This window comes from Streptomyces sp. NBC_01476, from assembly GCF_036227265.1.
Classification (GTDB): Bacteria; Actinomycetota; Actinomycetes; order Streptomycetales; family Streptomycetaceae; genus Actinacidiphila.
In genome coordinates this window covers 7,706,531-7,732,163 of sequence record NZ_CP109446.1, presented here as the reverse complement: position 1 = coordinate 7,732,163, position 25,633 = coordinate 7,706,531, and the positions used below count along the sequence as shown (strand labels likewise).

General features: G+C 71.9%; 19 protein-coding genes. 3 read left to right on the top strand and 16 right to left on the bottom strand.

The genetic code is table 11. The features are described from left to right. The first annotated feature begins 97 nt into the window (after window positions 1-97). Window positions 98-901 (top strand): TylF/MycF/NovP-related O-methyltransferase, encoded by an 804-nt coding sequence (locus OG552_RS33495; RefSeq protein ID WP_329139452.1) that lies wholly within the window; start codon window positions 98-100, stop codon window positions 899-901. 3 nt (window positions 902-904) lie between these two features. Here OG552_RS33495 and OG552_RS33490 read toward each other — a convergent pair whose 3' ends face one another. The 14 genes from OG552_RS33490 to OG552_RS33425 form a co-directional block, all read right to left on the bottom strand. Next, window positions 905-1,981 (bottom strand): MSMEG_0565 family glycosyltransferase, encoded by a 1,077-nt coding sequence (locus OG552_RS33490; protein ID WP_329139450.1) that lies wholly within the window; start codon window positions 1,979-1,981, stop codon window positions 905-907. Further along, complete coding sequence (locus OG552_RS33485) at window positions 1,978-2,814, bottom strand: carbon-nitrogen hydrolase family protein (protein ID WP_329139448.1); 837 nt, start codon at window positions 2,812-2,814, stop codon at window positions 1,978-1,980. The genes OG552_RS33490 and OG552_RS33485 overlap by 4 nt, the downstream gene beginning before the upstream one ends. 7 nt (window positions 2,815-2,821) lie before the next feature. After that, the gene (locus OG552_RS33480) at window positions 2,822-3,679 is read right to left on the bottom strand and encodes a carbon-nitrogen hydrolase family protein (RefSeq protein WP_329139446.1); all 858 of its coding nucleotides are present in this window, start codon (window positions 3,677-3,679) and stop codon (window positions 2,822-2,824) included. Beyond that, window positions 3,676-5,172: an MSMEG_0567/sll0787 family protein gene (locus OG552_RS33475; protein ID WP_329139444.1), complete on the bottom strand. Its 1,497-nt coding sequence runs from the start codon at window positions 5,170-5,172 to the stop codon at window positions 3,676-3,678. Before OG552_RS33475 ends, OG552_RS33480 begins: the two co-directional genes overlap by 4 nt. A gap of 3 nt (window positions 5,173-5,175) precedes the next feature. Further along, a complete protein-coding gene (locus OG552_RS33470; RefSeq protein WP_329139442.1) occupies window positions 5,176-6,282 on the bottom strand; it encodes an MSMEG_0568 family radical SAM protein in 1,107 nt (368 codons plus the stop codon). Window positions 6,283-6,292: 10 nt separating this feature from the next. Further along, a complete protein-coding gene (locus tag OG552_RS33465) occupies window positions 6,293-6,817 on the bottom strand; it encodes an MSMEG_0572/Sll0783 family nitrogen starvation response protein (protein WP_329139440.1) in 525 nt (174 codons plus the stop codon). Window positions 6,818-6,925: 108 nt separating this feature from the next. Next, on the bottom strand, window positions 6,926-7,747 hold the full coding sequence (locus OG552_RS33460) for an amidohydrolase family protein (RefSeq protein ID WP_329139437.1): 822 nt from the start codon (window positions 7,745-7,747) through the stop codon (window positions 6,926-6,928). Between the two features lie 13 nt (window positions 7,748-7,760). Continuing rightward, complete coding sequence (locus OG552_RS33455; RefSeq protein ID WP_329139435.1) at window positions 7,761-9,077, bottom strand: MSMEG_0569 family flavin-dependent oxidoreductase; 1,317 nt, start codon at window positions 9,075-9,077, stop codon at window positions 7,761-7,763. Between the two features lie 213 nt (window positions 9,078-9,290). After that, complete coding sequence (locus OG552_RS33450) at window positions 9,291-10,166, bottom strand: DUF6879 family protein (RefSeq protein ID WP_329139433.1); 876 nt, start codon at window positions 10,164-10,166, stop codon at window positions 9,291-9,293. Window positions 10,167-10,284: 118 nt separating this feature from the next. Continuing rightward, entirely contained in the window at window positions 10,285-11,253 is a 969-nt protein-coding gene (locus OG552_RS33445; RefSeq protein WP_329139431.1) for an SCO2521 family protein, read from the bottom strand. 1 nt (window position 11,254) lies between these two features. After that, on the bottom strand, window positions 11,255-12,223 hold the full coding sequence (locus OG552_RS33440; protein ID WP_329139430.1) for an SCO2522 family protein: 969 nt from the start codon (window positions 12,221-12,223) through the stop codon (window positions 11,255-11,257). Continuing rightward, window positions 12,220-13,137, bottom strand: a complete 918-nt coding sequence (locus OG552_RS33435) for an SCO2523 family variant P-loop protein (RefSeq protein WP_329139428.1) — start codon at window positions 13,135-13,137, stop codon at window positions 12,220-12,222. The genes OG552_RS33440 and OG552_RS33435 overlap by 4 nt, the downstream gene beginning before the upstream one ends. A gap of 3 nt (window positions 13,138-13,140) precedes the next feature. After that, on the bottom strand, window positions 13,141-14,982 hold the full coding sequence (locus OG552_RS33430; protein WP_329139426.1) for an SCO2524 family protein: 1,842 nt from the start codon (window positions 14,980-14,982) through the stop codon (window positions 13,141-13,143). A gap of 70 nt (window positions 14,983-15,052) precedes the next feature. Then, window positions 15,053-15,868 (bottom strand): SCO2525 family SAM-dependent methyltransferase, encoded by an 816-nt coding sequence (locus tag OG552_RS33425; protein WP_329139424.1) that lies wholly within the window; start codon window positions 15,866-15,868, stop codon window positions 15,053-15,055. Between the two features lie 244 nt (window positions 15,869-16,112). On the opposite strand from OG552_RS33425, the gene OG552_RS33420 reads away from it, so the two are divergent. Both OG552_RS33420 and OG552_RS33415 read left to right on the top strand, forming a co-directional pair. Beyond that, on the top strand, window positions 16,113-16,670 hold the full coding sequence (locus OG552_RS33420; RefSeq protein ID WP_329139422.1) for a GNAT family N-acetyltransferase: 558 nt from the start codon (window positions 16,113-16,115) through the stop codon (window positions 16,668-16,670). Between the two features lie 369 nt (window positions 16,671-17,039). After that, window positions 17,040-21,254 carry a carboxypeptidase regulatory-like domain-containing protein gene (locus OG552_RS33415; protein WP_329139421.1) on the top strand — a complete coding sequence of 1,405 codons (4,215 nt, stop codon included), beginning with the start codon at window positions 17,040-17,042 and terminating at the stop codon, window positions 21,252-21,254. Between the two features lie 97 nt (window positions 21,255-21,351). Here the strand turns inward: OG552_RS33415 and OG552_RS33410 are convergent, their stop codons facing one another. Together OG552_RS33410 and OG552_RS33405 are read right to left on the bottom strand one after the other, a co-directional pair. Beyond that, complete coding sequence (locus OG552_RS33410; protein WP_329141335.1) at window positions 21,352-22,338, bottom strand: LuxR C-terminal-related transcriptional regulator; 987 nt, start codon at window positions 22,336-22,338, stop codon at window positions 21,352-21,354. Window positions 22,339-22,523: 185 nt separating this feature from the next. Further along, window positions 22,524-25,592: an alpha-mannosidase gene (locus OG552_RS33405; RefSeq protein WP_329139419.1), complete on the bottom strand. Its 3,069-nt coding sequence runs from the start codon at window positions 25,590-25,592 to the stop codon at window positions 22,524-22,526. Window positions 25,593-25,633: the final 41 nt, after the last annotated feature.

Below are 25,633 nucleotides of genomic sequence, written 5' to 3'. Positions count from 1 at the left end.
TCGCACATCAGGACGATCCGGCCATCGCCTGGCGGGTGCGGTGATCACTGTCCGGCCAACCCCTGCGCGGCACAGCCAACAGGGGTAGCTTCCTCCCATGGCATGGAAGAAAACACTGAACAAAACTCTCTCCACCCTCACCGGTTTCGAGCTGCGCCGCCCCGCGCCGCCCAAACCGCGCCCCGCGCCTGCGGCCCCCGCCAAACCGAAACCGCCGAGCGCCCCCAAGCTCCCCGCCGACTACGACGACGAGGCGCGTGCGACCATCCAGGCGGTCCGGCCCTGGACCATGACCTCTCCGGAACGGCTGAACGCCTTCATCCTCGCCGTCCGGTACGTCAACAAGCACCGCATACCCGGGTCCATCGTGGAGTGCGGTGTCTGGCGGGGCGGCAGCATGCAGGCGGCGGCCCGCACCCTGCTCGAAGTCGGTGACACCGAGCGCGACCTCTACCTCTTCGACACCTTCGAGGGCATGCCCCCGCCCACCGACCGCGACCTGCGCCGCGACGGCGAATCCGCCGCCGACCTGCTGGCCCGCCAGGGCAAGGACCGCCCGATCTGGGCCGTGGCCACCCTGGACGACGTGAAGGAAGGCTTCGAGCAGGTCCCGTATCCGCAGGAGCGGATCCACTACTGCCAGGGCATGGTGGAGGACACCATCCCCGAGCAGGCACCGGAGCAGATCTCGATCCTCCGGCTGGACACCGACTGGTACGAGTCCACCAAGCACGAGCTGGAGCACCTCTACTCACGCCTGTCCAGCGGCGGTGTGCTCCTCATCGACGACTACGGCTGGTGGCAGGGCTCCCGCGAGGCCGTGGACGAGTTCCTGGAGAAGACCGGCGCCCGGCTGCTCCTGCTGCGCATGGACGAGGGCCGCGTCGCGGTCAAGCCCTGAGGCTCAGCCCAGGCAGCGGTAGAAGGCCAGGTGACGGCGGGCGGCCTCCGCCCACGTGTGGCGGGCGGCGAGGGTGCGGCCCGCGGTACGACGGGTGGGGTCGTCGCCGGTCAGCGCGGCGGCGAGTTCGGCCGCCAGTGCTTCGGGAGTGGCCGCGTAGCGGGCCGCCGGCCCGAAGACCTCACGCAGTACCGGCAGGTCACGGACGGTGAGCGGGACACCGGCCGCGAGCGCCTCCATCGCCGCCAGGCCGAAGCCCTCCCGCACCGAGGGGAAGGCGAAAGCGCCCGCCGCTGCGACCAGCGCGGGCAGGTCGTCGTCCGGCACTTCGCCGAGCACCAGCGGCCGGACCCGGAGTTCGGCGGCCCGGGTCTCCCAGCGGGTGCGGTAGTCGCGGTAGTCGAAGAGGGTCTCACCGCCGGCGATCACCAGCTGCAGGCCGGGGAGCCGCTCCCGGAGCAGCGCGTACGCCTCCAGCAGGTCCAGCGAGCCCTTGCGCGGCTCGATGCCGCCGACGGTGAGGACATAGCGTCCCAGACGCCGCCGCCAGCGGTCGCGGGCGGCCGGGTCGGTGTCCGCGAAGCGCTCGTAGGCGACACCGTTCGGTATGACCTCGGCCTTGAGTCCCCAGCCCGCGGCGAGCTCGTCGGCGACCGTCGCGGAGACGCACACATGCGCGTACGGGGTGGTCAGCGCGCGTTCGTGGCAGGCGGCCAGCTCAGGGGTGGTGAAGTGGTCGATGTGGTGGACGGTGCGCACGCAGGAGTCGACCGCGTTGGCGCTGATGCAGTCCTGGGCGTGCACGATGTCGTAACCCGTGCCGTCGAAATGCTCACGCAGCGTGGCGATGGAGCGCAGGATGCGCTCGCCGACGCTCTCCCCGGCAGGGCCGTCGGGGAAGGGCACGATCCGCAGCCGGACCGCCGGGTCGACCGGGCGGAAGAAGCCGGCGTCGCCGCCCCGGCCCAGCGTCCAGACGGTGACGTCCTGGCCGGCCGCGGCCAGCGCTTCGGCCAGGGCGAGCGTGTGCACGACACCGCCGCGGGGCTTGGTGGAGTAGCTGAGCAGGGCGATCCTCACGAAGGTCCCTCCCGGTAGGTGTCCGGACGGCGCTCACCGAGGTGGTGCAGGACCCGGCGGGCCCGGTCGATCTCGGCGGCGACGTCGAGTTCCGCCACGGCAAGGCCGGCCTTGGACCAGGTGCGGGCCAGGATGTCGCCGCCAGGGCCGACCACCTTGGCCTGGCCGAGGAACCGCATCCGGCCCATGCTGCCGGTCTGGTTGGAGGAGGCGAGGACCACCTGGTTCTCCGCGGCGCGTGCCTGGTCGTACAGGTCGAAGAGTTTGGCCTGCCGGTCCTGCGGCATCCGCGGCGCCCGGTCGGTGACGCTGGTCGGCCAGGCGGACAGGCAGGCAAGGATCTCGGCGCCGTCCAGCGCCAGCGAACGGGCCGACTCGGGGAAGGTCTTGTCGTAGTCGATGAGCATGCCGATCCGGCCCGCCGGGGTGTCGAACGCCTCGAACCTGTCCCCCGGCGTGTACGCGGTGGTCTCGCCCGCGGGCAGGTGCACCTTGCGGTGCCGGCCGAGGACACCGTCGCCGCTGACGCACACCGCGGCGTTGTACCGCTCGTCGCCGCCGTCCTCGCAGTAACCGAGGCAGACCACCATCCCGGCGGCCAGCCGGGCGACTTCGAGGATCGCCGGGGCGTCGGGCTTCAGGGCCGGCGGCAGCGCGCCGGGGTCGGGGTGCCGCAGATCGGCGAGGTAACCGCCGAGTGCGGCGTCGGGCAGGACGAGGACGGCGGCGCCTTCCTGGCGGGCGTCGGCGATGAGTTTGCCGATCCGGGCCAGGTCGAACTCCAGGTCGCGGCCGAAGTGGGCGGCCGCGGCCGCGATCCGGACAGTGCTCATCGGCTTCTCACGCGAGGACGGCTCCCGGGCTGGTGTACGTGTAGGTCTCCGGGCGCCGGTCACGGAGGTGGCCCATCGCACGGCGGGCGGTCTCCAGCGCCTGCGCCACGTCGAGTTCGGCGATGGCGAGGCCGGCCGCCACCCCGGTGTCGGCGAGGATGTCGCCGCCCGGGTCGACGACCTTGGCGCTCCCGACGAAGCGTAGCGACCCGAAGGTGCCCGACTGGTTGGCGGAGACCCAGACGAACTGGTTCTCCAGCGCGCGGGAACGGTCGTGCAGGTCGAAGCGGCGCTTCCAGCGGTCCTGGTTGAGGTCGGCGGAACTGTGCGTGCGGGCGCCGGGCCAGGCCGAGACGCAGACCGCGATCTCCGCGCCGTCCAGCGCGAGCGTGCGGGCGGCCTCCGGGAACGCCTTGTCGTAGCAGATCATCATGCCGAGCCGGCCGGCCGGGGTGTCGAAGGCGTGGAAGCGGTCACCGGAGGCGTAACTGTGGTTCTCACCCAGCGGCTGGTGCACCTTGCGGTGGTTTCCGAGGATCCCGTCACCGGTCAGGCACACCACGCTGTTGTAGCGCCGGCCGTCGTCACCGGCCTCGCAGTAGCCCGCCACGACGGTCAACTCCCCCGCCAGTGCGGCGAGTCGGCGCAGCTCCGGGCCGTCGAGCGCCAACGGCGGCGGCCCGGCGTCGAGTTCCGCGTCGTCGTCCAGGCTGAGCAGATAGCCGCCGAGGCACGCCTCGGGCAGCGCCAGCAGGTGTACGTCCTCGGCGCGGGCCTGTTTGACCAGCCGTTCCACGACGGCGAAGTCCGCCTCCAGGTCGCGGCCGAACTCGGCCGCCGCGGCGGCCATGCGCAGGGTGCTCATGCGGTCCCCATCCCGGTCACCGCTGCGGTGACGGCTTCGGTGATCTCTCCGTCGGGCCAGCGCAGCCCGACGCCTTGTCCTGCGGTCAGTTCGCCGCAGACGGCGCCGGTCGCCGGACCGGCCGGCAGCGGCGCGGCACCCGGCTCGTCGGCGGTCAGCATCGCGAAGCCGGGGAAGCAGGTGAGCCAGTCCCCGGCGGTGGCGCCGTCCGGGCGGGGCACCGCGGCCACGTCCAGGACGGCGCCGCAGCCGCTCGCCTCCGCGAGCATGCCCAGGGTCCCGGCGATCCCGGCCATCGAGACGTCCTTGGCGGCGGCGGGAGCGGCCCGGCCCACCGCGCCGAGCATGGCCCGCAGTTCGGCCGGCCGCCGGTGGCTGGTGGAGTCCCACTGCCGGCCCCGGTAGCCGGGCCGCCAGCCGCCGCCCAGGTCCGCGGTGAGCCGCACCGCGTGTCCGGCGCGCCCGCCTCCGCCCGGCACCGGGCGGTCGGTACGGCCCAGCGCGGTCACCGACAGCGCGGCCGGCACCCCGAGCTGGGTGTGTCCGCCGAGCACCGCGACGCCGTAGGCCGCTGCCGCCCGGCCGAGCCCGGCCAGCACCTTCCCGGCGTGGGCGGCGTCCGGCGCGCCCAGTGCGTCCAGCAGCCCCACGGGCGAAGCACCCATGGCGGCGAGGTCGTTGACGTTCACCAGCACGGCGCACCAGCCGGCCCACTGCGGATCCCGCTCCACCATCGAGGGCAGGATCGCGTCGCACGCGGCGATCAGATCGCTCCCGGGCACGGGCGCCCCGTCGTCCCCGACGAACCCGGGGCCGCCGAGGAAGGAGGCAGCCGGCTCGGCAGCGGGTTCCCCCGCGGTGCCCGGGGCGGGGGCCGCGCCGGCCGCCGCGTGCAGCGCGGTCAGCAGCGGGCCGAGGGCCGCCTTGGTGGCCGCAGACTGGTCCGCGATGCGGCCGATGGGCCGGCGCATCAGGATGTGCGGGGCGCCGGCGACTGTCACCGGACGGACCGGGAGCCAGCCCAGGCGGCGGAAGAGGACGTCGTTGCGGAGCTGGACCGTCGCCTCGAACCGCAGCACTCCTTCCGCCTCCGCGCGGGCGCAGGCGGCACGGACCAGGGCGGCGCCGACACCGCGCGGGGCGCCGGGGGCGGCCACCAGCCGGCTGCCGGTCCACCAGCCGATGTCGGGGCCACCGCCGTACGGGGCGAGGCGTACGCCGCCCAGGACGGTGCCTGCCGGGTCGCGGGCCACCAGGACCACGGTCCGCGGGTCGTCGTCGAGGTGGTCCAGGTCGTGGCCGTCGAAGAGGCCCTGGGAGTGCACGAAGGCGTCACGGCGCAGCCTGCGGTAGGCGGCCGTCTCGGCCGCGCCGGCGGCCTGGCCGATGGTGAAGGCCGGCCGGCGGCGCAGGGTGCTGCGGTCACCGAGCAGCGCGAGGATGTCGTCGCCGCTGTCGAGGTCGGGGGCGGCGCTGCCGCCGTCGAGGAGCACCGGTCAGCCCCCCGCGGTCGAGAGCACGCCGCAGGCGCCGCACGCGGCGCAGCCCGCCTTCTGGTCGGCGCCGGTCATCCCGGCGGCCCGCAGTTTCGCCGCGACGCCCACGGTGACCCGGTGCAGCAGGTCCGCGCTGGGTGCGGGCACCCCGTCGCGGGCGGCGAGGGTGCCGCCCATCGGCCGGAAGGGCACCACGAAGGGGTAGACCCCGCGGTCGATCAACCGCCCGGCGCCCGCGATGAGTTCGTCGGGATCCTCACCGAGTCCGACCAGCAGGTAGGTGGAGACGCGGTTGGGCCCGAAGACCCGCACCGCCTCGTCCCACGCGGCCTCGTACTCCGCCAGCGGCACCGAGGATTTCCCGGGCATCCAGCGCCTGCGCACCTCGTCGTCCAGCGACTCGACGTGGATGCCGATGGCGGTGGCGCCCGCGTCGTGCAGTGCGCGGATCCACGCCAGGTCGCCGGGCGGCTCACACTGCACCTGGACCGGCAGTCCCGGCACCGCGGCCAGGACCGCGCGCAGCGAGCGGACGAGATTGCGGGCGCCGCGGTCCTGGCCGGTCGTGGTGCCGGTGGTCATCACCATCTGCCGTACGCCGTCGAGCCGTACCGCCGCCTCGGCCACCTCCGCGAGTTGCGCGGGGCTCTTCGCGGCGACGGTGGCCGCCGAGCGCAGTGACTCCTCGATGGTGCAGAAGCGGCAGCGGTCGGCCTCGGCGTAGCGGATACAGGTCTGGACGACGGTGGTGGCCAGCACGTCCGCGCCGTGCAGGCGGGCGATGTGCTCGTAGGGGACGCCGTCGGCGGTGGTCAGGTCGTAGAACCGGGGGCGGCGGACGGGGGTGAGGGTGAGGCCGGTGTCCTGCTCGCCGAGCCAGACCCGGCCGTCGCGCACCGCGTAGGGGCTGTCGGGGTTGGTGGGCAGCGCGGCGTTGGCACCGCCGGGGAGACCGCCCAGCGTGAAGTGGCCGTCGTCGCTGGGGCCCGCCCCGTCCGGCCGGTGTACGGCGGCCGGGGTGCGGACGCCGCGCAGCGCCAGCTCCGCGCGGGTCATGATCGTGACGTCCACTGCCGTACCGGACGCCGTCGGGGTGCCAACGCTCACGTCGTGCTCCTTACAGCTGGTAGGTGGAGTTGATGATGGCGCCCTTGCGCGCGTAGTGGATCAGCGCGTCCTGGACGTCCAGCGGGTGGGTGGGGATGACGCCCTCGATCAGGTCCTCCTCGCGGGCGCCGTGCAGCGACAGTCCGAACCGGCAGCAGAAGACCTTGCCGCCTTCGGCGATGAAGGTCTTCAGCTGATTGTTGATGTTGTGCTCGCCGGGGAATGCCGAGTTGCCGGTGGTCGGGAAGCCGCGGGTGGCAAGGCAGTTGAGCGAGCCGGGACCGTAGAAGTAGATGGCGGTCTCGAAGCCCTTGCGCAGCGCGCGGGTCGCCTGCAGGACGGCGACGAAGCTGACCGACGACTCGTGGGCGATGCCGTGCACGAGCGTGAAGTAGGTCTCGCCGTTCTCCGCCTGGTAGTCGGGGAAGACCTTGGTGGCACCGTAGATGGTGGAGCCCTCGGGGAGCGACGGGTGCGGGATCTCGTCGAGGGACTTCTGCTCGACGTCGGAGAGTTCGGCGGTGGTCTCGGACATGGGGGTCTCCCTGGAGGTAGGTGAGGTGGGCGAAAACGGGGTGCTGCGGGCAGTGCGGGTGCTGCGGGTGACGCGGTCGTACGGACAGGGGGTCTGGTGGGGTGCGGCTCAGTCGTAGAGCGCGGCGAAGGTGTCCCGGAAGACCAGGTCGCCGAGTTCGCCGTCACCGGCTGCCGCCCGCAGGCGGGCGTACTCGCCGGCGAAGTCGCCCCACGGCTGGTCGCTGGCGAAGAGCACCCGGTCGTGGCCCGCGCCGCGCCGGTCGATCTCCCGGGCCAGCCAGTACGGGGCGAAGCCGATCGCCCAGGACAGGTCGGTGTAGACGCGCTTGCCGGCCGCGATCCAGTCGAAGAAGCGGGCACCGATCAGCTTGATGTGGCCGCTCATGCCGCCGCCGAAGTGCACCAGGTGCACGGCGACCCGGTCGGCGTACCAGTCGACGAGGTGGCCGACCTCGTCGATGTCGGAGGCGGCGCCCGGCGAGGTGTGCACATGCACCACGAGGCCGAAGCGCTCGGCCTCGTGGAAGATCCGGTCCAGGGCGGGCCGGCAGGCCGGGTCGCTCGGCCGTCCGCCGAGCAGGAAGCTGAGCTTGAGGGCGCGGACGCCCGGCTCGCGGGCGAGCGCCAGCGCCTGGGCGGTGCGGTGTTCGTCCTCGGGGCGCGGGGAGACCCACAGGCCGGCCCTGATCCGCTCGTCGGTGTGGGCCGCCTCCAGCGCCAACTCGTTGAAGGAGAAGGCGACGCCGGGGTCGGGCACGCCGTAGTTGGGGATCACCAGGGCGCGTTCGACCCCCTCGGCGTCGAGGTCCGCGACGAGCTGTTTGACGGTGGCGCGGGCGGTGGTGTCGGGGTTGACCGGCGGACCGCCGTAGAAAGGGTGGGCGGGCAGCACGCCGATATGGCGGTGCGCGTCGAAGACCATGGCCATCGGTGGCTCGCTTTCAGCCGACGGGGAGGGCGGCGGACAGGTCGGTGGGGGCGCCGGTGAGGGTGCCGCAGACGTCCGCCAGACGGCGGGAGGCGTCGATGTGCCCGGCGAGGAACTCCGCGTCCCGGCCGACGGCTTCGAACCGTCCCGAGCCCCAGGAGTTCTGCCAGGGCAGGCCCAGGAAGTACAGGCCCGGGCAACTGGTGGCGCCACGCCAGTGCATGGGGTAACCGCGGCCGTCGAAGGCGGGGATCTCGATCCACCGGTGGTCGCGGGTGAACCCGGTGGCCCAGATGACGGTGCCGATGTCCTCGGCTGCCAGGTCGAGTTCACCGGGTCCGCCGGGCGGCTCCCACACCGGGATGTACCGCTGCTCGTCCGGTGCCTGGATGCCACGGGCGGTGATGTGGGCGTCGATGGCGTCCTTGATGCCTTCGGCCACCGCGTCGGCCCGGTCCAGGTTGGCCTTGAGGTCGTCGGCGAACTCCAGCCGGCCGCCGTTGATCCCGGTGAGCCGCCCGTACAGCCGCATTCCGTCGCGGGCGAAGGCCCGCAGGTCGATGTCGCGCCCGCCGTCACGACCGGTGACGTAGTGGTTGGCCCGCATCCGGACCGCCGCCGCGTTGTCGAACTCGTCGATGCTGCGGGCGTAGTGGCCCATGTCGTCGAGCCAGGCGACGCAGTCGCGGCCCCGGTAGAAGCGGGCCACCCGCGGTGCGCTGCCGGTCGCCAGATGCACCTGCCGGCCGGCCAGATGGAGGTCTTCGGCGATCTGGCAGCCGGACTGGCCGGTGCCGACCACCAGCACGCCGCCCGCGGGCAGCCGGTCCGGGTTGCGGTACTCGGACGAGTGCAGCTGCCGCAGTCCGGCCGGCAGCCGTTCGGCCATCCGCGGCACGGCCGGCGTGTGGTACGGGCCGGTGGCGACCACGACCTGGTCGGCGGTGAACTCGCCCTGGGTGGAGGTCACGTCGAACCTGCCGTGGGCCGCCCGGCGCAGTCCGGTGACGGTCACCCCTTCCACCAGCGGCGGCTGGAAGAAGGCGACGTACTCCTCCAGGTAGGCGATGATGTCGGCGAGCACCATGAACCCGTCGGGGTCCGGTCCCCGGTAGGGGAACCCCGGCAGTCTGCACTGCCAGTTGGGGGTCACCAGGCAGAAGGTGTCCCAGCGCCGTTCGCGCCATTCGTGGCCGACCCGGTCGCCCTCGACCACGACATGCTCGATGCCGCGTTCACGCAGGTGGTAGCTGACCGAGAGCCCGGCCTGGCCGCCGCCGATCACCGCTACCGGGAAGTGCGCGCCGGCCAGCGGTATCGGCGCGCTCACCGGAGGCTCCCGGCCGGCCGGCGCGGGTGAGAATAGAGCTCAGGCATGAGTCCTCCCAGGCGAGGCGGCGAGGCGTCGGCACCTCGCCGCTCCTCGTGCACACCACTTCAGCCACGGCTGATTACCGATCGGAATCATCCGGAATAAAGCGGAGTTACAGAGTCCTCACTGAGCGTCGCACCCGTCCTGGGCTCTCCCGGCGGCTCCCCGGGACTACTGGCCCGCCTCCCAGAGCGTCTTGAACCGCTGCACCCGCTTGGCCACCCGGTCCGGACGCAGGTCCATCACCGTCTTGGTGTTGACCCCGCGCAGGTCGGAGCCGATCTCGTACGACAGTGCCTCGTCGAAGACGATGAAGTCGTTGGTCTCGTCCATCCGGGCGATCGGCGAGAGTTCCGACAGGGCGAGGACCCGCACCTCGATGCCGAGGCTCTGCTGGTCGTCACAGAACTGGCCGAGTTCGAGGGTGTTGTCCTCGGGTGCGTCGATGATGAACAGCCGCCGGATCCTGACGTGCTGCTGCTCGATCGCGTCACGCTGTGCCCGCAGATAGCGCTGTCCGAGTTCGCTGGGCCAGAAGTCGCGGTCCACCAGAGTGCTGGTGGCGTCGATGGTCATGGCGGCGCAGCCGGTGAGCGTCACTATCCAGTCGTGGTCCTCCCCCTCGTAGTCGACGAGTTTCTGGTTGAGGTTCTCCATCAGGTCGGTGAGCCGGTGGACCTCCTCGCGCGCGAAGGCCTGCATGATGGCCGGCGCGCTCGACCCCACCTGGGTGGCGCTGCGCACCAGCCGGGTGACCCCGTCGGGCGGCAGCGCCGAGCGGTCCACCAGGCCGAAGAGTTCGGTGACTTCGTTGATCCGGGCGAAGCCCCGGGCGACGAGTTCCTTCATCTCGGCGTTGTGCTCGGCCAGACTCTCCTCCACCGAACCCAGCCGGCGTTCGAAGTCGGTCATGTACTGGATGATCAGGGCCGCGCCGCCCAGGAAGATCGAAGCGGTCAGCTTCCACACTTCGGGCTGGTTGGTGATATTGGTGAGCAGATAGGTGGCGCCGCCGACCAGCGCTGTGACCAGCGTCTTGAACAGCACTGGCGGAATACGGGGTGTCGCGGAAGGAACCGTGGAACCTGTCGTGCCTAACGATCCGGCCATCTCTTCATCTCCCCCGGTGGGATCATCGTGCGCGTCTCCGCCCGTTGTCGGGCGGTCAGGGCTGCCCGTGCAAGGGAATGGCCTGCAAGGCCAGTTGATCCCTGATCCGTTGCACCAGGATCTGCCACTGCCGGCTGAATCCCGGTTCCCGCTCCAACACCTCCCACAGCGGGCTGAGGATCTGGTCTACACGTGCTGTGGGCATCCACAGATGCAGCAGGTGGTCGACGGCGGGACGCAGGGCCGAAACCGCCTGGCGTCCGTCGACCGAACCGAGCCGGCTGCGCTCGACCATCCGTACGAGCGTCGTGAGCAGCCAGTCGTGCAGGGCGAGGTCTTCGCAGAGCCCCGCGGCGGCGGCCGTACCGATTCCCCCCGGCAGCCGCAGTTCCACCGTCCGCAGTCCGTTCTCCGCGAGGGTGAAGGCGGTGATCGACGGGCCCTCGCTGTCCGGGGCCCGCAGTGCCACCCAGCGCAGGCGGGTGCGCTGGGCCTTGAACGGTGCGCGCTGGTCCAGCGCCCGGTGCCGCCCCACCTTGCTGAGCAGGCGCTCGGCTATCGCCCCGAGGTCCAGTTCGCCGGGGCGCTGGACACCGGTCAGGCAGCCCCTGGCCACATCCTGGGCCTGGAGCCTGCCGAAGGGTTCCACTACTCCGGGGCGGGCCAGGTAGTGCCCCCAGGGGCGGCGCTGGTCCGGTCCGGCGGCGGTGGCCTCGAAGAAGGCGTTCGTCTGCAGCAGCCGGCCCTCGGTGAGCGCGGCGCGGCCGGCGACGGTCCCGACGGCCCGCACCTTGGCGCCTGAGGCGGTGGGCAGCAGGCAGTCCACCCCGGTCAGCACGTCCGGCGACAGGGCGTACGGGTTGGGCCGCTCCGAGAGCCGTACCCGCTCGCCGGCCCGCAGCCGCAGCAGATCGGCCGCGGTCCGGGCGGGGAGCGCCTGCGAGTTCTGCAGCAGGGAGGTCCGTACCTCACCGCAGACCAGTACCGGCTCCGCGTCCTCGTCCCGGCCCCCGTGTGCGGCCATGTCAGATACCCGCGTAGAAGACGTAGGAGACCCGGTCGGGGATCTCGTCCGGCACCGCCAGACCCTCGCCCAGGGAGCGCTTGGCGACCTGTGTGAGGGCTTCCGGGTCGGCGTCGGTCTGGTCGAGGATGCTGCGGACCGCGTGCTCGATGGACAGGAAACGGGACGGCAGTACCGAGTAGGTGCGGTACGCGGAGAAGGGCGCGGCGGTCGCGTTCAGCCGTACCAGCGGAGGCAGTTCGTCCCACTCCTGCGGGAAGGGCGTGTCCGGCCAGGGCTGCGGCTGCAGGAGGGGTTCGCCGAGGTTCCGCAGCAGCCCGAGGCGGGCCAGTTGCCAGACGGCGGCGAGGAAGGGGCAGGACCAGGTGCGGTGTCCGCCGGTGTCGTCCCAGAGCTGGACGTCGAGGAAGACCGAGTGGCGGCGGGCCGCGGTCTCCGCGGGCGGCCGCCAGGCCGGGGCGCCGGCCATCGCCTCCAGCGCCTGAGAGCCGGGGCTCCGCTCGCCGTTGGCGAGCCAGCCGGTCTGGCTCACCGGCGGCCGGGAGCCGTCGCTGCCGGGCGGCGGCGACTCGACCAGCCGGGCCTCCACCGCCTCGGCGACCGCGACCCCGTCGGCGACCGCGCAGCCGGACTCACGTGCCAGGTAGTCGATGACGAGCCCGGCCCGTTCGGCCTCCGCGAGCAGCATCGGTACGAGTTCGGCGGGTGAGGAGAAGCGGGTGAAGTAGTCGTCCACCAGGAAGCAGGTGCTCACCCGGGGCCGGCGGCCGTCCGCCGCGGCCAGTGCGTGGACGGCGTCGGCCCACGGCCGGACCTGGGCGAAGTGCTTGCGCAGCCGGTCGGGGCCGGCTTCGAAGTCCTCCATGTACAGGTGGCCGAGTTCGAGGGAGATCTGCGCCAGGGGTACCGACTGGGTACGGGGCTCGGCCGTCGTCTCCCGGAAGACGGCCTCCGCTCCGGCGTCCGTCACGCCACCCCCCAGGCCTCGTCGTCGGTCAGCTTCTCGGCGAGATCCTTCAGCGCGGTCAGCGTCTCCAGGTTGGCGACCCGGCTGGCGAGTACGTCCTCGTCGGTGATGAGCTGCTCGCGCCACTGCAGGACGGGTTCGAGCGGGACCGAGCCGAGCATCACGCTGAAGCCCACATTGCGGTCGGCGGCGAGCCGGTCGAGATCCTGGTCGCACTTGCGCATCCAGGTGGACTGTGCGGCCGGCACCAGCGACCACGGCGGTGCCTCGGGGTCGGGCACCGCGGCCCGGACGAAGCGGATGCTGCCGCGCAGCTCCTCCTCGTCGTGTCCGCGGGCCACCCCGCCGGCGATGATGCCGCGCGGCCCGAAGACCAGTCCGGAGGCGGCGATCACATGCTGCCGGGTCCAGCGGTGGTAGACCAGCCAGCGCACGTCGACACCTCGCAGCTCCGGCCGCGAGGTGACGTCGAGGGCCATGTCCATCGCGTAACTGCGGCCCGCGCTGAGGTCGATGACGACCAGGTCGAACTCGCTGTTGAGGCGGAGGAAGAGATCGATGCAGCGGCTGACGGTGTCCTTGACGAGGGCGAACTCACCGCCGCTGCGGTCGCCGGGGAAGAGCACGAGACTGCCGGAGTTGGCCGGGCGGTCGCGGAGCAGTTCGTGTTCGGTCTGGGCCCAGACGTCGACTCGTACCGGTTCGTTGGCCTTGCCCTGCAGATAGGAGTGCAGGCCGCCCTGGTCGATGCCGCCCATGGCGCTGGGCACGTCGAAGACCGCGGCGGCGGTGGGTGAACCGAAGTCGAAGTCGAGATAGCAGACGTCGTCCCCGCCGAGCGCCCGGCGGAAGGCGACATTGGCGCTGGTGACGGAGCGGCCGGTGCCGCCCTTGTCCGAAGCGGCGAAGACGAGCACTGCTCACACTCCCCGGGATGCGGTGTGCCTGGCCAGTGCCAGGGTGTCGAGTTCCCCGAGGACTTCCATGGTGAGTGCCACCGTCGTACCGGGCTGCCGGTCCACGATCTCGCGGGCGCGGCTGAGCTTCACCTCGACGGCCTTGAGCGCGATACCGCGGGAGCCGTCGTGGTGGGAGGTCGGTTCGAGCTGTTCGTTGCCGAGCAGGTGGGTCGCCTCGCTGAGCAACGAGGCGGCGTAGGCCACCAGTTCACTGCTGCGGATGGGGGGCTGGATGTAGAGCTGGCGGCCGGCCACCATGCACTCGGTGACGCGCTCGGTGATGTTCCACGACAGGGGGCCCTCGTATCCCGGCGCGTCGGAGAAGACCGCCTGGACGTTGTCCCACAGGCCGGCGCCCTCACCCTCGCTGATCCGGCGCTTCCACACATGGTCGAAGATGCGCTCCGCCAGGCGCAGCAGACGGTCGTGCGAGGCGATGTTGCGCGACAGGGTGCACAACTGGATGCTCCGCTTGAGCAGTTGGGCGGAGAAGTCCGCCATCGTCCACTGCATCGGGTTCCCGGTGTCGCTGCTGCCCTGGAGCGGCAGCTTCACGCCGGGCGAGTGCAGCGAGATGGTCCGGTCGCCCATCGTCATCCGGCTGGTGATGCGGGCCCGTTCGGCGAGCCGTTCCATGACGGCGACGGTCCGGGTGAGGTCGTCGTCAGTGGCGCGCCGGCGGACCAGGTCGTGGACGAGGATGGAGGCGACGGAGAGCGAGAAGTACTCGGACTCAAGACGCTGCCCCGTGGTGCGCCACGGGATGTCCTCCAGTGGCCAGCTGCCGTCCCCGAAGCGGGCGATGCCCGACCAGTACTGCTGAGTGATCTCCCAGCGCAGTCGTAACGCCTCGGCCAGGCGCTGCTGTTCGGGCGTGAGCAGGCCGAGGGTGAGAGTGCGGTCGGTGAACAGGTCCTGGATGCCGTCGAGCGCGACCACGGTGAAGTAGAGGTAGGGGATCGGCCGGGCGACGCCGTCGGGCTGCGGCCCGATCGGCTCCGTGGTCTCCACCGGCGGTGCTTCCTTCACCAGGCTCCAGGCCCAGCCGCACTCGAAGAGCTGGTTCTCGTCCTTGAGGCGGTCGGCGATGTCGACGCCGAGGACGAAACTCTCGCCGATGGTGGCACGCAGCGCCTCGAAGCGGCGCTGGAAGCGCTCGACCACCACCCGGTCCGACGCCCTGCCCTGGCCGAGGAGTTGACACAGGGTGCGGCCCTGCGGCTCGTCGGCGTCGAAGACATTGACCGTGAAGGAGCGCAGCAGGCTCACCATGGCGGCGGTGAGCCGGGCCTCGGTGGCGGACCGCAGTTCGTCGATGATCGCCCGCACCTCGCCGCGGCGGGTCTTGCCCTCGTAGACCTTGAGGAAGCCGAGGGTGGCCAGGCACAGGGTGATCGACATCGAGAAGGAGTCGACCACGCCCAACTCCCGCTGCTCCTCGGTCAGCGGGTTGTCGGGGTCGGCGGGCACGAAGTAGTAACCGCCGGCGAAGCTCGGCCGCTTGTCCTCCGCGGTATGGGTGCGCATGAATTCGGCGAGAATGCGGACCAGCTTCGCCGGGATCTCCAGCCGGCCGCCGGCGTTCTTGAGCGCGGTTTGCACGTCGCGCTCGGTGGTGTCCGGGTCATCCAGCCGGAAGGCGGGGATTTCGGTCGCCGGATACATCAGGCAGAGCAGCCGTTCGGCGTCCGCGACACTGCTGCGGCCGCCCCATTCCCCCCACTCCCATTCCCCGTCCTCGAACGAATGGCGTGAAATCGCCTGCCAGATATCCAGCAGATGCTGGCGCGGCTTGATCTGCATCCCCCACCCCTCCATCAGGTGCCCCGTGCGTAGCCGGAAGCGTAACGGTGCCACGCTTCCGGCCGCTCACCTACTCTTTGGTGCTGCGGCGTCCGCACGCCACGATCATGCCTTCGTAGCCGGGGCGCAGGGCGCCGCCCGGCATGCCGATGGGCGTGATCTCGACCTCCCCCTCCGCGAACACGCTGAGGCTCTTGCGCACCTCGGTCTCCGTCACGCTGCACGCGGGGAAGGAGTGCTCTCCGACGTTGTACCCCAGCGAGCCCTCCATGAAAGCCGCGGCGAAGGGGGCACCTGGCGCCAGGGCGCGCATGAACCGCTCGACGCCGGTCTCGAACTCCTCATAGGAGGTCGACATGGACTCGGCGACGAAGAACATGGTGCCGACGGACCAGTGGGCGGGGCGGTCGTGGAGGTCGAAGAGATTCCCGCGCTCGACCCGGACGGCCCGGCGGAACGCGTCGCGGGGGTCCTTCACCCGCTCGCCGTACGCCGCCTGCGCGCACAGCGCGTCCCAGAACTGGTCCCAGTGCCCGTCGTACCCCTCGCGCTGCCCGATGAGGTACTCCACGTTGGCCGCGGAGCGTTCGAAGAGGGTGATCTCGTCGCACCAGGGAAGCATGGACAGTGCCGGGTAGAGGTTCGCGCCGGCCCCCACGTCGATACCGCGGACCTCTTCGCCACGCTTGTCCGGCCTGCCCCGAAAGTGATCACTGAAATGCTTCCGTACGACTTCCAGGATCTTCGCGTCGTCGGAACGCAGGTGGCCGTAATTGTGATCAATGTAAGCGGCCGGGTCGAATGAGTCCCACGGCGCCTCGGAATTCAGCTTCCGCTCGGCCGCGCGCGGGTCGACATTCATTACGTGGGGCGTTCTGAGATCCATCTTTCCAGCATAGCGCCGACACACCGTCACGTCCCCGCGTCGCGGCTGACCGGGGGTCAGGGCGCACAGAGGGCGCGTTGCAGCATGCACGCAATTCGGTCCGGATCACGCCTTGAACAGCCAGATCGGGCAGCTGATCCTGATCTGGGCCGCTGGCGGACAGCCTACCGGCCCGAACACGTCCGCGCTCCCGTATCACCCATACGGGAGAACGTCTCCTTGACCCCTATCCCTAAGGAGCGGCATGACCACCCCTCTTCCTCTTCCTCTTCCTCTTCCCGGGTCCGGGAATCCGCTGGCCGCGCCGGTCGCGGTTCCCGCGCCGGCGCTCTTCCTGGCCTCCGACGACCTGCTGCCGCGGGTGCGGCCGGCCACCGACGCCGACCTGCCGGAACTACACCGCCTCGACAAGGAGGTCTTCCAGGAGCACGCCTACCCCTACTTCGTGCTCCGCCAGTTCTACGACCTGTACCGCGACGACCTGTTCGTGGTGGACGACGGCCGTACCCTGCTCGGCTATGTGCTGTCCGGCGCCGCCTCGGACCGCAGCCGCAGCTGGATCCTGGGCCTGGCGATCGACCGGCGGTGGCGCGGCCACGGCCTGGGCCGGCGGCTGATGGCGGAGTCGCTGCGCAGATTACGCGGGCAGGGGGTCCGCGAGGTGTGGCTGACGGTCGAGCCCGGCAACGCCACCGCCATCGAGCTCTATGTCTCGCTCGGCTTCTCGTACGTCGACCGCCGCAGCGGGTACTTCGGACCGGCCGCCGACAGGCTGCTGATGGTGCTGCCGCTCGGGTCCTGACGGAGGGCGCGGCGCAGGTCCGGCATGCGGGCGGCAGGGGCTGCCCGCCGGGGGGTTTCCGGGGGGTGTCGTTACGGGGAGGTTACGGGGGCAGCGGGTAACGGGGAGTGCGGTGTTACGCGGATTTCCAGGGTGCCGGGCGTGAACCCGACACGGCGGTAAGCCGCCAGCGGACCGCGTTGACCAGGCGGATGACCCACGAGGATCTTGAGTCACACCGCGTCCGCCCGGCATCGGGCGGCAACGTGGCCCCGGCACCATCGGATCCCCTGGAGACGTCCTTTGCACGCGATACCCCCGCCTGCGCGCAGATCGTCTGGGAGCGCTCCCAGTCGACCTGTCGCGAGATCCGCGGCCGCTACCGCGCTGGTGGCCCTGTTCGCCCTGCTCGCTGTGCTGCTGCCGCAGAGCGCCACCGCCGACTCCGGCAGCTCCGGCTCCCCTGCCGCCGGCGCCTCCGGCACCGTGTCCGCCGAACCGCTGTGCGGCGCCCCCAAGCCCGGCGCGTTCAGCTGCTTCTCCTTCCGCCGCACCGACGTGCGCCACGCGCTCGGCCTGCAGCGCGCGGGTGCCGCCGCGGCCCCCGACGGCCTGTCCCCCGCCGACCTGCACTCGGCGTACAACCTGCCCGCCGACGGCGGGGACGGCGCCACCATCGCGATCATCGACGCCTACGACGACCCGACCGCGGAAGCGGACCTGGCGGTCTACCGCCAGCAGTACGGGCTGCCCGCGTGCACCGCGGAGAGCGGCTGCTTCCGCAAGGTCGACCAGCGCGGAGGCGCCGACTACCCGCAGCCGGACGACGGCTGGGCCGGTGAGATCTCGCTCGACCTCGACATGGTCTCGGCCGTCGCCCCGGCGGCGAAGATCCTGCTGGTCGAGGCGGACGACAACAACACCGACTCGCTGGGCACCGCGGTCAACACCGCGGTCGCCCTCGGCGCCCAGTACGTCTCCAACTCCTACGGCTCGTACACCGACGACCCGAGCGAACCGGCCATCGACGCCGCCTACTTCGACCACCCCGGCACCGCCGTGGTCTTCTCCTCCGGCGACGGCGGCTACGGCGTCACCTACCCGGCGTCCTCGCCGTACGTCACCTCGGTCGGCGGCACCTCGCTGCGGCGCGACAGCAGTTCGCGCGGCTGGAGCGAGTCGGTGTGGAACTCGGTCGTCACGCACGCCGACGGCAGCCAGTCCTGGGGCGCGCCCGGCTCCGGCTGCTCGCAGGTCGAGGCGAAGCCCGCCTTCCAGACCGACGCCGGCTGCGCCGGACGCACGGTCGCCGACGTCAGCGCGGTCTCCGACCCGCAGACCGGTGTGGCGGTCTACAACAGCTACTCCGACGCCGGCTGGAACGTCTACGGCGGCACCAGCGCCGCCGCGCCGATCATCGCCGGCACCTACGCGCTGGCCGGCCGCCCGGTCGCCGGCACGTACGCCAACTCCTACCCGTACCAGACCCGTTCGGCGCTGAACGACGTGACGACCGGCGATGACGCCAGTTGCCCGAACTCCTCGCTGTGCGGCTTCGGTACGACCGCGGACTGCGACCCGGCGTATCTGTGCGCGGCGCAGCCCGGCTACGACGGACCCACCGGCCTCGGCACCCCCAACGGGGTGGCCGCGTTCAAGCCCGGTCCGCACGCCGATGTGCACGGTACGGTGACCGACGCGGCGACCGGCAAGCCGGTGGCCGGGGCTGCGGTCGATGTGGGTGACTACCACACGGTCAGTGGCAAGGACGGCAGCTACCGGCTGGACATTCCGGCGGGCGACTACCCGGCCAAGGCCGGCGCGTTCGGTTACGCCGACCAGGATCTCGGCACCCTCCACCTCCCGGACGGCACCGACCTGGTGAAGGACATCGCGCTCACCGCGGTGCCGTCGCAGGTCATCTCCGGCACGGTCAAGGACAGCGGCCACGGCTGGGGCGTCTACGCGAGGATCACCCTGGACGGCGTGCCGGGCGAGACGTACAGCGACCCGGCGACCGGCGCGTACCGGATCACCGTGCCGATGAACCGCGACTACACGGTCGAGGTCACCCCGCTGGCGGCCGGTTACCAGCCGGTGTCGCAGGCGGTCACGGTGGCGGACAAGCCGGTCTCCGGCGTCGACCTCGTACCGCCGCTGAACGACCACGGCACCCTGCCGGCCGGCTACCGGATCGGCTACCACGGTGGCGAGCAGCAGCACTTCGACGCCGCCACCGCCCCGAGCGGCTGGACGGTCAAGAACAACACCGCGGCCGGCGGCTGGCAGTTCGAGGACACCCTCAACCGCGGCAACCAGACCGGTGGCACCGGCCACTTCGCCCAGGTGGACGACTTCGCGCTCGGCTGGGCCCCGGTCGACACCGAACTCATCAGCCCCAGCTACGACTTCAGCAAGGAGAAGACCCCGCAGCTGGACTTCGAGTCCGCGCTGCCACCGCTCTACCGGCTGGACGGCGCGACCGCGGACGTGGACGTCAGCACCGACGGCGGCACCGACTGGACCACCGTCTGGCACCACGACGACGTGGTGGACGGCCCCTCCCACCAGAGCGTGCCGCTGGACGCCTTCGCCGGCAAGTCCTCGGTGAAGATCCGCTTCCACTTCACCGGCGGCCTCACCGGCATCTGGGAGGTGGACGACGTGGCCATCGGCACCCGCAGCCTGCAGGCGCTGCCCGGTGGTCTGCTCGTCGGCCATGTCACCGACGCCAACACCGGGGCCGGCGTGCCCGGCGCCTCGGTGACCAGCGACGCGGCTCCCGCCGACACCACCCGCGCGGTGGTCTCCCCCGGCGACCCGGCGCTCGGCGACGGCGTCTACTGGCTCTTCTCCGGTCTGACCGGCAAGCGCGGCTTCACCGCCGACCTGGCCGCCTTCGGCTACCCGGCGGTCAGTTCGAAGATCAACGTCGCGGCGGACAAGGCCACGTCGGCCGACTTCGCGCTCCACCCCGCCAAGCTGGCCACCGCCGAGTCCTCGGTCTCGACACCGGTGGCGTGGGGGGACAGCAAGACCGTCAATGTGACGCTGACCAACACCGGCGGTTCCCCGGTCACCTTCTCGCTGGGTGAGCAGGGCCTCGGTTCCGGCGCGGCGCAGGCGACGGCGGCTCCGGGCACCTCGGCGCCCAGCCGGATCACCCCGGACACGGCCATGCCCAAGGCCGCGCGCAACAGCGGCGCGGCGCCCACCGCGAGTACCGCCGCCAGGTCCGCGGCCACCACCGCGGGGCAGTCCTGGCAGTCGCTCACCGACCTCCCGACGGCGGTCTCCGGCGGTCTGGCCGCGGTGAACGACGGGGTGCTCTACGCCGGTCTCGGCGCGACCGCGGACGGCATCTGGAGCACCGACTTCCGCTCCTACGACGAGTCGACCGGCACCTGGAAGCAGCTGGCCTCCCCGGTCACCCTGCGGTTCGCGCCGGCCTACGGCTTCATCCGCGGCAAGCTCTACGTGGTCGGCGGCCGTGACCGGGCGGGTATCGGCATCCGCGGCGGCGAGGTCTACGACCCGGCGAGCAACACCTGGTCGCAGATCGCCGACGCCCCGCTCGGTTTCGGTGCCTCCGGCGCCGGTGTCGTGGGCGACAAGCTGTACGTCATCGGCGGCTGCACCATCGCGGTCGGCTGCGGCACCACCGACGTCCAGATCTACAACCCGGCCACCGACACCTGGACCAGCGGCAAGACCTACCCGGAGCCGATCTCGTTCCCGTCCTGCGGCACCGTGGAAGGCACCCTCACCTGCGCCGGCGGCGCGTACGAGCCGCTGGCCGGCGGTGTCTACGACACCGCGGACACCTACCAGCTCAACGCGGCCACCGGTGCGTGGAAGCGGGTCGCGGACGCCCCTGGCGACTTCTGGGGCGCGGCCGGCACCAGCGCCGACGGACGGCTGCTGGTGGCGGGCGGCGCGCAGGTCAGCACCGACACGGTGATCGGCCGGTCCTACGCGTACGACCCGGGCGACGACAGCTGGTCGGCACTGCCCGGGCTGCCGCAGCCGCTGGCGCTGGCCCAGGCCGCTCCCGGCTGGTACGTGATCGGCGGCGAGGACGCGGCCGGCGTCAACACCGCCACCGCGATCAAGCTGCCCGGTCTGGACACGCCGCACGCCGACGTGCCGTGGCTGTCGGAGAGCGCCAAGTCGCTGACGCTGAAGGGCGGCAAGTCTGTCACGGTCAAGCTGACGCTGGACGCGACCACGATGGGCGCCGCCGACGTCGGCGACCACCGGGCCGCCCTGGTGGTGGACAGCGACACCCCGTACGCGTCGGTCACCGTGCCGGTCACCATGTCGGTGACCGCACCGGCCGGCTGGGGGCAGTTGGCCGGCACCGTCACCGGCACCACGAGCGGGGGCGCGGTACCGCTGCCCGGCGCGGTGGTGGAGGTCGACTCCAAGAACGGCGGCACCACGCTGACCACCGACGCCCAGGGCGGCTACCGGCTCTGGCGGCCGGTCTCCGACGGCAAGCTGACGGTCATCGTGGCGGCGGACGCCTACCGGCCGGCCACCCGGACGGTCAAGCTGGTCAAGGGAGGTACGGTCACCGCCGACTTCGCCCTGGCTCCCCGCTAGGGGCCGCACGCGCCGGGGCCGCGGGGACCGCAACAGGTCCCCGCGGCCCCGGCCGTTGTGCCGCCGTGCGGCTCAGGCCGCTGTGCCGCCGGACGCCTCAGGCCGGTGGCCGCCACCAGCCGCGGCCGGCCGCCAGCACACCCGCCTGGAATCTGCTGCCCGCGCCGAGGCGTACCAGCAGCGCCTGCACCCTGCGCTGTACCGTCCGCAGCCCGATGCCCAGCTGGCGGGCGATCGCCTCGTCGGACAGGCCGACCGCGAGCAGGGAGAGGATGCGGCGCTCGTCCTCGGTGAGTGTCCCGTCCGTGTCGGCGGTGCCGTCGTCGGTGACACCGCCGGTCACGTACTGCTGGGCCTGCTGCCAGAGCGTCTCGAAGAGCGCCGACAGGGCGTCCAGCAGCGCCGAGGGGCGTACCAGGATGCAGGAGTCCAGCACTTGGGGCGTCGCCACCAGCGGGATCAGCCCGGCCTGGTCGTCGGAGAGGATGATCTTCATCGGCGCGTGCGGCAGGATCCGCACCTCCTCGCCGTGCGAGACGTCGTGCTCGATCCGCCCGATGGTGCCGGGCAGGGTGAGATTGTCCTGGCCGTAGATGAAGCGGCTGCGGACCCCCCGGGAGGCGACGTTGGCGCTGGAGTTCACCGAAGAACCGTCCTTGGCCTGTGCGTAGGGCGGCGCGTCGATGCCGCGGACCTCGCGCTCGGCGCTGTTGAAGAGCTGCTGTCCGCACAGCGCCACGCCCTCCGGGCCGGTGATCACCTCGATCAGGGCCGCCGCGTCCTGCCCGATCCGCCCCTTGCGGTGCTTCTCGGCCAGCCACTGGGTGAGCGCGCGGACCCGTCGGATGTCCCGCTCCCGGGCCAGCAGCAGCACCTCGATGGCGTGCTCCGGCGGCAGCGCCGTCCAGCGGGCGGGCCGGCCGGAGAGCCGGGAGATCAGCCCCCGGTCCTCCAGACGGGTCAGCGCGCCTTTGAGCACGTCGTGTTCCAGGCCACTGCGGCCCACCAGTTCGTCCAGTCCCAGCGCGGGACCGTCCAGCAGTGCGAAGTACGCCGTCTCCTGCCAGTGATCGAGTCCGAGCACCTCGAGCAAGTGCAACCCCTCCCTCTGCCCCCCGCCACCCCTACGGCCCCATCCTGCCCCCTTCGCAGGGCGGATAGGTCCGAGGAGTCGATGGACTTCCTCACGGCCGGCTCAGCCGGCGGCGGGGGTTCAGGGGGCACGGGGTCAGGGGCTCAGGGGGCTCGGGGAGCACGGGGGGCAGCGGGTCAGGGCGTCACGGGGTCGCTGTCGCCCCTGGGGAGGCGGAGGGTGATCATCTCGAAGGGGCGCAGGGCCAGTGCGACGGCCGTGCCGTGCACGGCCGGCGGCCGTACTTCGGGCAGGGGGCGCTCCAGGAGGTCGCAGACGGTGGCGGTCGCAAGAGCGAAGTTGGCCGTCAGGGTGGCGCGGGCGCGGGCGCCTTCGGCCTCGTAGAGGCGGACGACGACATCGCCGCTGCCGTCGTCGGCGAGTTTGACCGCGCTGATCACCACGCCGGGCCGGTCCACCTCGACCAGGGGCACGACGGTGCCGGTGCCTTCGGTGCGGCGCGCGGGCAGATGGATGCGGTAGCCCTCGCGGACAGCGTCGGCGATGGTCGCGCCGGGGAGCAGCGCGTAGCCGAAGCGGTGCACGCCCTGGTCGGTTTCCGGGTCCGGGTAGCGGGGCGCGCGCAGCAGCGACAGCCGCACCGTGGTGGTGCCGCCGTGGTCGCTGTCGCGGGCGGGCCGGCTGACGTCGTGGCCGTAGGTGGAGTCGGTGACCAGGGCGACGCCCCAGCCGGGTTCCGCCAGGTGCAGGAAGCGGTGGTTGCACGCCTCGAAGCGGGCCGCGTCCCAGCTGGTGTTGGTGTGGGTCGGCCGGTAGACGTGGCCGAACTGCGTCTCGGCGGCGTACCGGTCGGCGTGCACATCCAGCGGGAAAGCCACCTTCAGGAACTTCTCCGTCTCGTGCCAGTCCACCTCGGTCTCGATGTCGAGGCCCCGCCGGCCGGCGGCGAGGGTGAGCACCTGCACCGCGTGCGACCGGCCGAAGGACCGCTCCACGCGCACGGACGCGGTCCGCGGTCCTTCGCCGGTCAGCTCGACGCTGTCCGCGGCGGTCAGGTCCGTGACGGTGTTGCGGTAGTAGGCGTCCACGTCCCAGGCGTCCCACATGGCGGGGAAGTCGGGGTGGAGCTGGAGCAGGTTGGCCGGCCGGCCCGGGGCGAGGGTTTCCCGGTCGGCGGCGAGATCGCGGACCGAGACCACCAGCCCGTGGGCGTCGATCTCCACCCGGAGCAGGCCGTTGTCGAGGATGTGGCCGCCGCCGGGGCGCGGGGCCGCGGTGACGGTGCCTTCCGCGTCGCCGCCGGCCGCCGGTCCGGCGCCGCCGGCCGGCACACCGGACCTTGCGTGCGGCGCCGCGTTGAAGACCAGGGTGCCGCTTTCCTCCCCCGACGCGGCTGCGGCCAGGGCGCGTTGGGCGGCCTCGATGAGAGCCAGCAGTTCCTCGGCGACGGCGGCGTAGGTGCGGCGGGCCTCGCGGTGGACCCAGGCGATGGACGAACCGGGCAGGATGTCGTGGAACTGGTGCAGCAGCACCGTCTTCCAGATCCGGTCCAACCGCTCGTACGGGTAGGGCAGTCCGGCGCGTACGGCGGCGGTGGCCGACCAGAGTTCGGCCTCGCGCAGCAGGTGCTCGCTGCGGCGGTTGCCCTGCTTGGTGCCGGCCTGGCTGGTGAGCGTGCCCCGGTGCAGTTCCAGGTACAGCTCCCCCACCCACACGGGCGGTTCGGGGTACTCGGCGCGGGCCTTGGCGAAGAAGCCGGCCGGGGACTCCCAGGTCACCCGGGCCGACCCCTCCAGGTCGCGCAGCCGGGCCGCTTTGGCCACCATCTCGCGGGTGGTGCCGCCCCCGCCGTCGCCGAGCCCGGTCGGTGCCAGCGACCGGCCGGCGGTCCCCTTCTCCCGGAAGTTCCGTGCCGCATGGGCGACTTCACGGCCGTGCAGGGTGGCGTTGTAGGTGTCCACCGGCGGGAAGTGGGTGAAGACCCGGCTGCCGTCGATGCCTTCCCAGCTGAAGGTGTGGTGCGGGAAGGAGTTGGTGCGGCTCCAGGAGATCTTCTGGGTCAGCAGCGAACTGGAACCTGCCGCCCGGATGATCTGCGGCAGTCCCGCGGCGAAGCCGAAGGTGTCCGGCAGCCACACCTCGTCGTTGTCGATGCCGAACTCGTCGAGGAAGAAGCGCTTGCCGTGCACGAACTGGCGGGCCATCGCCTCCGACCCGGGCATGTTGGTGTCCGACTCCACCCACATTCCGCCGGTGGGCACGAACCGGCCCTCGGCGACGGCCTCTTTGACCCGGGCGTAGACCTCGGGCCGGTGCTCCTTGATCCAGGCGTACTGCTGGGCCTGGGACATGGTGTAGACGAAGTCCGGTTCGTCGGCGAGCAGCGCGGTCATGTTGGCGGTGGTCCGTGCCACCTTCCGTACCGTCTCGCGCAGCGGCCACAGCCACGCCGAGTCGATGTGCGCGTGGCCCACCGCGCTGATCCGGTGAGCGGAGGCGTGGGCCGGGGAAGCCAGGACGCCGGTCAGCTGCTGCCGGGCGGCGCCGGCCGTGCCGTTCACGTCCTGCAGGTCGACGGCGTCCAGGGCGCGTTCGACGGCCCGCAGGATGTCCCAGCGGCGGGCAGAGTCCGCGGGCAGTTCCGGCATCAGCTCGCCGAGCACTTCGAGGTCCTGCACCAGCTCCCAGACCGTACGGTCGAAGACCGCCAGGTCCAGCCGGCCCAGGACGTACTGGGGCGCGCGGCCTGCCGTCTCCTTGTCGCCCAGCAGGGTCGGGACGAACGGCGGGTCGTCCAGCAGGATCGGGTTGGCTGCGGCCTCGATGTGCAGCAGCACCTCCTCGCCGCCGGCGACCGGGTCGCCGATCCGCACCCACTGGTTGCGCGGGTTGACTCCCTTGACCGGGCTGCCGTCCGCCCGGTGGACGAGACCTTCGCACTGGAAACCGGGGGTGTCCCGGTCGAACCCGAGGTCGAGCAGCGCCTCCACGGTCCGGCCCGCCCAGGCGGCGGGCACGGTGCCGGTGACGGTCAGCCAGCTGGTCCCCCAGGGCGGTCCCCACGGTGTGCCCGGCTCGATCGCCGTGCGGGGCGCGGCGATGCCGTCCGCGACCGGGACCGGCTCGTCCGGCGCGTTCCAGATCCCGGCGGTCAGCGGCACCCGGTCCGGGTACACCGCGGGCCTGATCCGCTCGTTCAGGACGCGGGTGAGCCGGGACTCGATGAGGTGACGGTCGTCGTGCATGTACGGGCTCCGGGCTCTGTCGATGCGCGTCGGGCGGGATG